The sequence below is a fragment of the Humibacter ginsengiterrae genome (assembly GCF_054780115.1).
The window spans coordinates 32,361-41,978 of record NZ_BAAGWY010000021.1; the positions used below are offsets into that span (position 1 = coordinate 32,361).

General features: G+C 66.4%; 9 protein-coding genes and 1 tRNA gene. 3 read left to right on the plus strand and 7 right to left on the minus strand.

The annotated features are described in order from the left end of the window. Nucleotides 1–12: 12 nt before the first annotated feature. The 5 genes from coaE to polA form a co-directional block, all read right to left on the minus strand. Nucleotides 13–633, minus strand: coding sequence for a dephospho-CoA kinase (gene coaE, locus ACYVII_RS17930; protein ID WP_460537664.1), 621 nt, complete (start codon nt 631–633; stop codon nt 13–15). 2 nt (nt 634–635) lie between these two features. Beyond that, entirely contained in the window at nt 636–1,214 is a 579-nt protein-coding gene (locus ACYVII_RS17935; protein ID WP_460537666.1) for an MOSC domain-containing protein, read from the minus strand. A 223-nt stretch (nt 1,215–1,437) separates the two neighbouring features. Continuing rightward, nucleotides 1,438–2,895: a 30S ribosomal protein S1 gene (gene rpsA, locus ACYVII_RS17940; RefSeq protein ID WP_460537668.1), complete on the minus strand. Its 1,458-nt coding sequence runs from the start codon at nt 2,893–2,895 to the stop codon at nt 1,438–1,440. 205 nt (nt 2,896–3,100) lie between these two features. Continuing rightward, the gene (locus ACYVII_RS17945; RefSeq protein WP_460537670.1) at nt 3,101–4,774 is read right to left on the minus strand and encodes a DUF885 domain-containing protein; all 1,674 of its coding nucleotides are present in this window, start codon (nt 4,772–4,774) and stop codon (nt 3,101–3,103) included. A gap of 11 nt (nt 4,775–4,785) precedes the next feature. Next, the gene (gene polA / locus ACYVII_RS17950; RefSeq protein WP_460537672.1) at nt 4,786–7,452 is read right to left on the minus strand and encodes a DNA polymerase I; all 2,667 of its coding nucleotides are present in this window, start codon (nt 7,450–7,452) and stop codon (nt 4,786–4,788) included. A 62-nt stretch (nt 7,453–7,514) separates the two neighbouring features. Here polA and ACYVII_RS17955 point away from each other — a divergent pair, with 62 nt between their 5' ends. After that, the gene (locus ACYVII_RS17955) at nt 7,515–7,946 is read left to right on the plus strand and encodes a hotdog family protein (RefSeq protein ID WP_460537674.1); all 432 of its coding nucleotides are present in this window, start codon (nt 7,515–7,517) and stop codon (nt 7,944–7,946) included. A 46-nt stretch (nt 7,947–7,992) separates the two neighbouring features. On the opposite strand, the gene ACYVII_RS17960 is transcribed toward ACYVII_RS17955, so the two are convergent. Continuing rightward, entirely contained in the window at nt 7,993–8,595 is a 603-nt protein-coding gene (locus ACYVII_RS17960) for an ANTAR domain-containing response regulator (protein ID WP_440293280.1), read from the minus strand. An 81-nt stretch (nt 8,596–8,676) separates the two neighbouring features. Between ACYVII_RS17960 and ACYVII_RS17965 the strand changes: the two genes are divergently transcribed. After that, a tRNA-Leu gene (locus ACYVII_RS17965) sits at nt 8,677–8,759 on the plus strand. A 15-nt stretch (nt 8,760–8,774) separates the two neighbouring features. On the opposite strand, the gene ACYVII_RS17970 is transcribed toward ACYVII_RS17965, so the two are convergent. Continuing rightward, entirely contained in the window at nt 8,775–9,185 is a 411-nt protein-coding gene (locus tag ACYVII_RS17970) for a hypothetical protein (protein WP_460537676.1), read from the minus strand. Nucleotides 9,186–9,380: 195 nt separating this feature from the next. Here ACYVII_RS17970 and ACYVII_RS17975 point away from each other — a divergent pair. Then, a partial coding sequence (locus tag ACYVII_RS17975) for a hypothetical protein (protein ID WP_460537678.1) occupies nt 9,381–9,618 on the plus strand: 238 nt, incomplete at its 3' end.

The following is a 9,618-nucleotide window of genomic DNA, read 5'->3' on the forward strand; positions in this document are numbered from 1 at the left end:
TCGGCGGCTTCGCTAGAGGCTGTCCTGAGCCGGCCCGCGTAGCTCGTTCCAGAGTGCGTCGACGCGCCGCAGCAGGTCGTCCGTGCTGCCGTTGTTATCGATCACGATGTCGGCCACCGCGCGCCGCTGCTCATCGTCGGCCTGCACGCCGATGCGTCGTTCGGCATCGGCCTCGGTCATCCCGCGGTCTGCGACGAGCCGACGGATGCGCTCTGCCCGGTCCGCCTCCACCACGACGACGCGGTCGAACCGCAGTGGCCGATCCGGCGACGCCTCGACGAGCAGCGGCACGTCGTAGACGACGATGGCGTCCCGGTCCGATGCCTCCGCCTCCGCGAAGCGTTCGAGCGCCGCCCGCCATACGGCGGGATGCGTGATCCCGTTCAGATCGGCGAGTGCGTCGGGGTCGCCGAACACGATCGCTCCCAGCGCCGGTCGATCGAGCGACCCGTCCTCGGCGATCACCGCGTCGCCGAACCTGCTCCTGATCGCCTCGAGGCCCGGAGTGCCGGGCTCGACGACCTTCCGGGCGAGCAGGTCTGCATCCACGATCACGGCACCGTGCTCCGCGAGCCGGTTCGACACGGTCGACTTGCCGGAGGCTATGCCGCCGGTGAGTGCGACGATCTGCACGGTTACACCGGCTCCATCGCGACGTGGTCGCCGGACGGCAGCTCGGCTCGCACGGCATCCCCAGGGCGCACGACGCCGCCGGTCAGCACCACCGACATCACGCCCGCCTTGCGCACGACGGTGCCGTCGGACCGGCGCACGACCATCTCCTTCATCAGGCGCGGTGCGATCCCGTTGATCTGCTCGCACGGATTCCGCAGGCCGGTGAGGCGGATGCTCGCGCTCTCGCCGATGTGCAGCACCGTTCCGGTCGGCAGGGCGAGCAGGTCGAGCCCGGCCGTCGTGATGTTCTCGCCCAGTTCGCCCGGCTCGACGTCGAAACCGTTTCGGTGCACCTCGTCGAACAGTTCAGAGTGGATCAGGTGCACCTGACGCAGATTGGGCTGCTGAGGGTCACGAGCGACTCGGGACAGGTGCTGCACCGTTGTTCCGGCGTGGGCATCGCCCTCCACGCCCCAGCCCTCGATCAGCCGGATCTCCTCGACGCGCGGCTTGCTGAACCTGTGCCCGTCGTCGCGACTCACGGACACCACCCGCGGGGTGTCGGCATCCGGTCGTGCTGCGCTGTCGCGGTGATCCATGCTCTCCATTCTGCCGGAGACACGGCCACCGGCCGACCGGGCCGACGGCATCCGGAACGCGACGGAGCGGCCGGGCCCCGAAGGACCCGGCCGCTCCGTGTGAACGCAGATTGCGATCAGCTGTGATCCGGCTCTCGCCTCAATCAGCTGTGTTCCGGCTTCGCCGTCCAACAGCTTCAATCGGCTCGGCCGAGCGAGCAAGCTCGCTCGGCTCTCGCCTCAATCAGCTGTTGCTCGACAGCTTTTCGCGCAGAGCTGCGAGCGACGCGTCGTCGGCGAGCGTGCCGCTCGCGTTCGAGTCGCTCGAGTAGGTGGCACCGCCACGTGAGGTGGTTTCCGCCGCAGCGGCCTCCTCCTCGATGCCCTTGGCGACCTGGCGCTTGTGCGCCTCCCAGCGCGACTGAGCCTCGGCGTACTCCTGCTCCCACTTCTCGCGCTGAGCGTCGGAGCCCTCGGTCCATTCGCCCGTCTCGGGGTCGAAGCCCTCCGGGTACTTGTAGTTGCCCTGCTCGTCGTACTCCGTGAGCATGCCGTAGAGCGCCGGGTCGAACTCGGTCCCCTCCGGGTCGACGCCCTCGTTCGCCTGCTTCAGCGACAGCGAGATGCGGCGACGCTCGAGGTCGATGTCGATGACCTTGACGAACACCTCGTCGCCGACCGACACGACCTGCTCGGCGAGCTCGACGTGCTTGCCGGAGAGCTCGGAGATGTGAACGAGGCCCTCGATGCCGTCCGCGACGCGCACGAAAGCACCGAACGGAACGAGCTTCGTGACCTTGCCCGGTGCGAACTGCCCGATGGCGTGCGTACGGGCGAAGACCTGCCACGGGTCTTCCTGCGTCGCCTTCAGCGACAGGGAGACGCGCTCGCGGTCGAGCTCGACGGAGAGCACCTCGACGGTCACCTCCTGACCCACCTCGACGACCTCGCTGGCGTGCTCGATGTGCTTCCACGACAGCTCGGAGACGTGCACGAGGCCGTCCACACCGCCGAGGTCGACGAACGCACCGAAGTTGACGATGGACGACACGACACCCTTGCGCACCTGGCCCGGGTGCAGGTTGGCCAGGAATGTGGAACGGCTTTCGGACTGCGTCTGCTCGAGCAGAGCGCGGCGCGAGAGCACGACGTTGTTGCGGTTCTTGTCGAGCTCGAGGATCTTCGCCTCGATCTCCTGGCCGAGGTACGGCGTGAGGTCGCGCACGCGGCGCAGCTCGATGAGGGATGCCGGCAGGAAGCCGCGCAGTCCGATGTCGACGATCAGGCCGCCCTTGACGACCTCGATGACCTGACCGGTCACGACGCCGTCGGCTTCCTTGATCTTCTCCACATCGCCCCAGGCGCGCTCGTACTGGGCGCGCTTCTTGGACAGGATGAGGCGGCCTTCCTTGTCCTCCTTCTGGAGAACGAGCGCCTCGACGGTGTCGCCGACGCCGACGACCTCGCTCGGGTCGACGTCGTGCTTGATGGAAAGTTCGCGGGAGGGGATCACACCCTCGGTCTTGTAACCGACGTCGAGGAGAACCTCGTCGCGGTCGATCTTCACGACGGTGCCTTCGATGAGGTCACCGTCGTTGAAGAACTTCAGAGTCTTCTCGACCGCGGCAAGAAAATCGTCAGCAGAGCCGATGTCGTTGATCGCGACCTGCTTGGGTGCCTTGTCGGTCGTTGCGGTTGTCATTGAGTGGGTACTCCAGTTATGGACATGAATCAGGCCCGGAAGGATTGCTTCAATTGGATTTCCCGCCGGGCAGACGGATAGGAACGTCACAAAAGTGACTCTCCAGACTACCGTCGTGCGGCAGCCTCATGCAACAACGCCGGCGGGGCATCCGCTATTCCTCTCGGACGCCCCGCCGCGGCGTCTCAACCGCGCCTGCCGCAGCTCATCCCAGCAAGGCTGTCTTCAGCGTGTCGAGGCCGACCCCGCCGATGTCGAGCGCCTTCTTGTGGAACGCCTTGATGTCGAATGCCTCGCCCTCCCGACGCTGGTACTCGTCGCGGAGCTGCTCCCAGATGCGCTGACCGATCTTGTACGAAGGCGCCTGCCCTGGCCAGCCCAGATAGCGGTTCACCTCGAAGCGCACGAAACCCTCGTTCATGTTGACGTTCTGGCCGAGGAACTCGAAGGCGTAGTCGCCGGTCCACGGTCCCTCGCCGTCGGGTCGCTGCTTCGCCAGGTGCACGCCGATGTCGAGCACCACCCGGGCGGCGCGCATGCGCTGGCCGTCGAGCATGCCGAGCCGGTCGGCCGGGTCGTCGAGGTAGCCGAGCTGTTCCATCAGGCGCTCGGCGTACAGCGCCCACCCCTCGGCATGACCAGAGGTGCCGGCGATCCGGCGCCAGGTGTTCAGCTGCACCTTGTTGTACGTCGCCGTGGCGAGCTGAAGGTGATGCCCGGGCACACCCTCGTGGTACACCGTGGTGAGCTCGCGCCAGGTGTCGAACTCGGTGACGCCCTCCGGCACGCTCCACCACATGCGGCCCGCGCGGGAGAAGTCGTCCGCAGGGGGCGTGTAGTAGATGCCGCCCTCCTGGGTGGGTGCGATCATGCACTCCAGGTGCCGGATCGGTTCTGGGATGTCGAAGTGGGTCTTGCCGAGCTCTTCGATGGCCCGATCACTGGTCTCCTGCATCCAGCGCTTCAGCGCGTCAGTGCCGTGCAGTTTGCGCGCCGGGTCACCATCGAGGAAGGCGATCGCCTCGGCGACGGATGCCCCCGGCTTGATCTCGCGGGCGATGGACCCCTGCTCGTCCACCATGCGGCGCAGCTCTTCGACGCCCCAGTCATAGGTCTCGTCGAGGTCGACGGTCGCGCCGAGGAAGCCACGGGAGGCGAGGGAGTAGAGCTCGCGACCGACGGCATCCTGCTCGGGTGCGTGAGCGGCGAGCTCGTCCTCGAGGAACACCGCCAGTTCTCCGTATGCGGCGGCCGCCTCGGCGGCCCCCTTTTCGAGGTCGCTCTTCAGTGCATCGGGCAGTTCGTCGTCGCCGGCCTTCGCGTCGCGTGCGAGCGCGAAGAAGAAGCCGTTCGAGCGGACCTGCTTGTCCGCCTGTGCAATGCCCTCGTTGACCTGACGGATGGCGGGAACGTTGCCCGCCTGCATGCCCGATCGCAGTGAAGCGATGTAGCCGCGCATCGCCGCGGGAAGGTTGTGCATGCGGCGCGCGATCGCCTCCCAGTTCTCGATCGTGGCCGTGGGCTCGAGGTCGAAGATCTCGCGCAGGCTCTGTTCGGGGGAAGCGATCACGTTGAGGTCGCGCTGATAGAAGCCCGCCTCGTGCTTTTCGAGCTCGAGCTTCAGCTCGCGGGTCAGATCGAGCTTCGTGACGCGGTCGATCTCGTCGACGGGCTCGGCGGCCTCGACACGACGCAGCACATCGGCCTGTGCTTGGGCGAGCCGGTCGTTGCCCTCTGGCGAGTAGTCGGCGTAGTCGCCCTCGCGGCCGGGACGGCCGAGCCAGACGTGGTACTCGGGCACGATGTCGAGTTGGGTGTCGACCCACTCTTCGGCGAGCGCGTCGATGGGTGTGGGAGTTCTCTGCGGTTGCTGAGTCATGGTGGATAAGCCTAATGAGCGGCGGCGTCCCAGTTCTCTCCTCGGCCAAGCTGCACCGTGAGGGGCACGCGCAGCTGGGCAGCCGTGGACATGCGGCGCGAGACGATCTCGGCCAGGGCATCCCACTCCCCCGGGCTCACCTCGAAGATGAGCTCGTCGTGCACCTGCAGAAGCATGCGCGAGCGCAGTTGCTGCTCCCTGATGTCGGCGTCGATTCCGATCATGCCGATCTTCATGATGTCGGCAGCCGAGCCCTGGATGGGGGCGTTCAGCGCGGCACGCTCCGCGTTGTCGCGGATCACACGGTTGGTGCTCGTGAGATCCGGGAACGGACGGCGACGCCCGAAGATGGTCTCCGTGTAGCCGTCGACGCGCGCCTTCTCGACCACGTCGCGCAGGTAGTCGCGCACAGCGCCGAACCTGGCGAAGTAGTCCGTCATGAGCTGCCTCGCCTCCGCAGTCTCGATGCGCAGCTGCTTCGAGAGCCCGAACGCGCTGAGGCCGTACGCGAGGCCGTACGACATGGCCTTCACCTTCGTGCGCATGATCGGCGTGACGCCTTCCGGGGCGACGCCGAAGATGCGTGCCCCCACGAAGCGGTGCAGGTCCTCCCCGGCGTTGAAGGCCTCGATCAAACCGGCGTCCTCACTGAGGTGCGCCATGATGCGCATCTCGATCTGCGAGTAGTCGGCGGTGAGGAGCGTCTCGTAGCCGTCCCCTTTGATGAAGGCCGAGCGGATCTGCTTGCCCACCTCCGTGCGCACCGGGATGTTCTGCAGATTCGGGTCGTTCGAAGAGATGCGTCCGGTGGAGGTCCCGGTCTGGTCGTAGGTGGTGTGGATGCGCGCATCCGGCCCGACCGACTTCTCCAGCGTCTCGATGATCTGCTTGAGCTTCGTGGCGTCCCTGTGCTGCAGGAGCAGGTCGAGGAACGGATGCGGGTTCTTCTCCTGCAGGTCGGCAAGCGAACCGGCATCCGTCGAGTACCCGGTCTTCGTCGATCGCGTCTTCGGCATGCCGAGTTCGTCGAACAGCACCTGCTGCAGCTGCTTCGGCGAGCCCAGGTTCACCTCGTGGCCGATCTCGGTGTAGGCCGCCTGCGCGAGACCGTCGGCGCGCACCGTGAGCTCCTCCCGCTGGCTGCGCAGGATGCCGGTGTCGATGGCGACGCCGTTCCGCTCCATGCGCGCGAGCACACCGGTGATCGGCAACTCGATGCTCTCCAGCACACCGCGCGTGCTCTCCTCGAGCGCGACCGAGACCGCTTCGGCGACCCGGTGCACGTACCACGCCTCCGTCGCCGCGCCGACGGGCTCCACCTCGGGAACGAGCTGCGCCGGGTCGGACCGCGGCATCTGCTCCCCGAGCACCTCATACACCTGGTCGGCAAGACCCGAGGGGGTGCGGTTCGGGTTCACGAGCCAAATGGCCACCCTCGCGTCGCACTGCAACCCGGCGAGGGCGAGGCCCGCGGCATCCAGCGCCTTGAGCTGGTTCTTCGCGTCGTAGAACCACTTCGGCGAATCGGAGGCGAGCCAGGCGACCAGCTCGGGATCGAGCGTGCCGTTCTCCCCCGCCTGCACGTACGCGGACGCGTCGTCGGTGGACAGACCAACGCCCGCGAGCACGACGCCGGCGCGGTCGAGCTGTACCGCTATGGGCCGCGACCCGTTGGCGGAAGCCTCGGCCAGCCATCCGCGCAGCTCCTCGCCCACCGGTTCCTGCACTTCGGGCGCGGTGATGGTGCCGATCTGCGCACCGGTGACGGCTCCGGTGTCGGACCCGTCGCCCTCGATCAGCTTGAAAACGCGCTCCAGCAGCGTGCGGAACTCGAGGCGGGCGAACAAGTCGCGCACGGCCTGCTCGTTCATCGGCCGGCGGGCGAGATCGGCCGGCCCGACAGGCAGCTCGACATCGCGCACGAGCTGGTTCAAGCGTCGATTGCGCAGCGCGTTCTCCTTCTGGTCGCGCAGGTTCTGCCCGACCACGCCCTTGATCTCGTCGGCGTGGGCGATGAGGTTCTGCACGTCGCCGTACTGCAGCACCCATTTCACGGCGGTCTTCTCGCCCACCTTGTCGATACCGGGCAGGTTGTCGCTGGTCTCCCCGACCAGCGCCGCCACCTCCGGATACTTCTCCGGCGGGATGCCGTACCGGTCGAGCACGGTCTGCCGGTCGTAGCGCTTCAGCTCTGAGACGCCTCGCACGTTCGGATACAGGAGCGTGATGTCGTCGTCGACGAGCTGGATGGTGTCGCGGTCGCCGGAGACGATGAGCACGCGGTAGCCGTGCTCCGCGCCCTGCGTGGCAAGCGTGGCGAGGATGTCGTCCGCCTCGAAGTCGTCTTTCTCCAGCGTCGGGATATTCATCGCGGCAAGGGCTTCCTGCAGCAGCGGCACCTGGCCGGAGAACTCCGGCGGCGTCGCGCCACGCGTGCCCTTGTAGTCGGCGTACTCCTTCGTGCGGAACGAGTACCGGGACACGTCGAAGGCGACGACAAGGTGGCTGGGACGCTCGTTCTGCAGCAGCAGAAGAAGCATCGAGAGGAACCCGTGAATGGCGTTGGTGTGCTGTCCGTCACGGGTGGTGAAACTGTCGACCGGCAGCGCGTAGAACGCCCGGAAAGCCAGCGAATGGCCGTCGACGATCAGGAGGGTAGGCTTTTCCGAGTCCGACACGCCTGCCAGCCTACAAGCGGCGTGCGACGTTCCTTTCCGGCCCGCGAAGCACCAGGAGCAGCATGTCGACGACCGGTGAAACGGATGCCGCACCCGACGCCCTCGATTACGTCAGGAAGCGCGGATTGGGCGCTCTGGCGGCGAAGATGGGCATCGAGATGGTCGAGTTCTCCGTCGATCGCGCCGTCGCCACGATGCCCGTCGAGGGCAACACGCAGCCGGCGGACCTGCTGCACGGCGGCGCCTATGTCGTGTTGGCGGAGACGCTGGGATCCATGTCGGCGAATCTGTGGGCCGGTGAGGGCCGACTCGCCGTGGGCATCGAGATCAACGCGTCCCACACCCGCTCGGCGACCAGTGGCGTGGTCACCGGAGTGTGCACGCCGATCCACCTCGGTCGCACTCTGACGACGCACGAGATCGCCGTCACGGATGACCGCGGGCGGCGCTGCTCCACGATCCGCATCACGAACCTGATCAAGGAGCGCGGCTAACGACCGGTCCCCTCACGCCCATCGTGCGGGTGCGCGCGCGTGGGTGCTACTTCTTCGGCGCGAGCTGGTCGATGATCGCCTTGGCGACATCGTGCATGGTGAGGCGGCGATCCATCGACGCCTTCTGGATCCAGCGGAACGCCTCGGGCTCCGTGAGCCCCATCTTCTCGTTGAGCAGCCCCTTGGCGCGGTCGACGAGCTTGCGGGTCTCGAACCGCTCGTTGAGGTCGGCGACCTCGGCCTCGAGAGCGATGATCTGCTGGTAACGCGCCAGTGCGATCTCGATGGCGGGCAGAAGGTCGTTCGGGGTGAACGGCTTGACCACATAGGCGAGTGCGCCTGCCTCGGTGGCCCGGTCGACGAGCTCCTTCTGGCTGAACGCGGTGAGCAGCACGACGGGTGCGACGTGATTCTCGGAGAGCCGCTTCGCAGCCTCGATCCCGTCGAGGTTCGGCATGCGGACATCCATGATCACGAGGTCGGGGCGCAACTCCGTGGCGAGAGCGACGGCGGTCTCGCCATCGCCGGCCTCGCCGACGACCTCGAACCCGTTGTCGCGCAGGATCTCGACGATGTCGAGACGGATGAGCGATTCATCTTCCGCGACGACTACTCGACGCGGTGCAGCGGTGTTCTCAGTGTCGGTCACGGTGAACAAGCCTACGATACGTCGGCGAGGTGATTGAGCGTCTCAGCGGCGAAGCCGCGATATGGTGTACAGCGCACCTGAGCCGGTGTGGCGGAATGGCAGACGCGGAGCACTCAAAATGCTTTGCCCGAAAGGGCGTGTGGGTTCGAGTCCCACCACCGGCACTCTCTAGAGCTCGTTCAGGCGTCTTCCCGCCCGGGATTGTCGAACTGGAAGAAGTTGGACTGGCTGCCGTCGGACTTCTCTTCCTGATAGATGAAGTTCAACTTGCGTTGGTCGAACGTGTCGAACCACTCGTCCCAACTCACCTCGCGCAATCCTTGAGTCTGTTCCCCGAAGTCGAACCGCAGCACGCCGAGGTGGTCGCCGTGTTCGGTTCCGTCGACCGTCGCCGGTCGTGCACCGCGGGCATCCGCCCACCGCTTGATCACCTCGTGGTTGGTGGTGACGAGGCTGCGCCCCTCACGTTCGGGGTCTTCCTCCGTCGACGTGATCTCTTGCGAGTACTTCACAGACTTCGACTCCTCGGGGCCGTGTCGTACGCCGCCCTGTTCGCTTCCGTTCCGGGACTCATCGTTCGATTCAGCCATGGTTTCCTCCTCTGCGTCGTGAACGGCTTGCATTCGCAGGCGGAGTGTATCCACACCGATTCGGGCCTCACACGGGCTTGCGTCTCCTCGTCATGACGGTGTTGGTGGCGGCGCAGAAGGCCATCCGTCGGCGTTGCATCTGGATGCTTCGACGACCTCGGTCGAATGTCGGTGGCTTGATCTACCTTCGGCGGTATGAACAACGGCGAGTTCCGTGGCCCGGCCGGCGAGGGCTCGTGGGCTGACGCCGTCGAGTTGCCATGGTTCGACGAGCTGGATGTTCCTGAGGACGTTGATTGGACGGCTGAGCCTTCGCAGCGCACGTCGTTTGTCTCGGCGCAGGATGTGATCGGTTTCGCTCTGGATGATGCGGTCGGCTCGCAGACGATGGTGAACATCGAGGCGGCTCGGCAGATGTTCGCGATCCGGGAAG

Coding starts and splice junctions, on each gene's coding strand:
- ACYVII_RS17935 (WP_460537666.1), bottom strand. CDS start 1,214: ATGGATCACCGCGACAGCGCAGCACGACCGGATGCCGACACCCCGCGG.
- rpsA (WP_460537668.1), bottom strand. CDS start 2,895: ATGACAACCGCAACGACCGACAAGGCACCCAAGCAGGTCGCGATCAAC.
- ACYVII_RS17945 (WP_460537670.1), bottom strand. CDS start 4,774: ATGACTCAGCAACCGCAGAGAACTCCCACACCCATCGACGCGCTCGCC.
- ACYVII_RS17955 (WP_460537674.1), top strand. CDS start 7,515: ATGTCGACGACCGGTGAAACGGATGCCGCACCCGACGCCCTCGATTAC.
- ACYVII_RS17970 (WP_460537676.1), bottom strand. CDS start 9,185: ATGGCTGAATCGAACGATGAGTCCCGGAACGGAAGCGAACAGGGCGGC.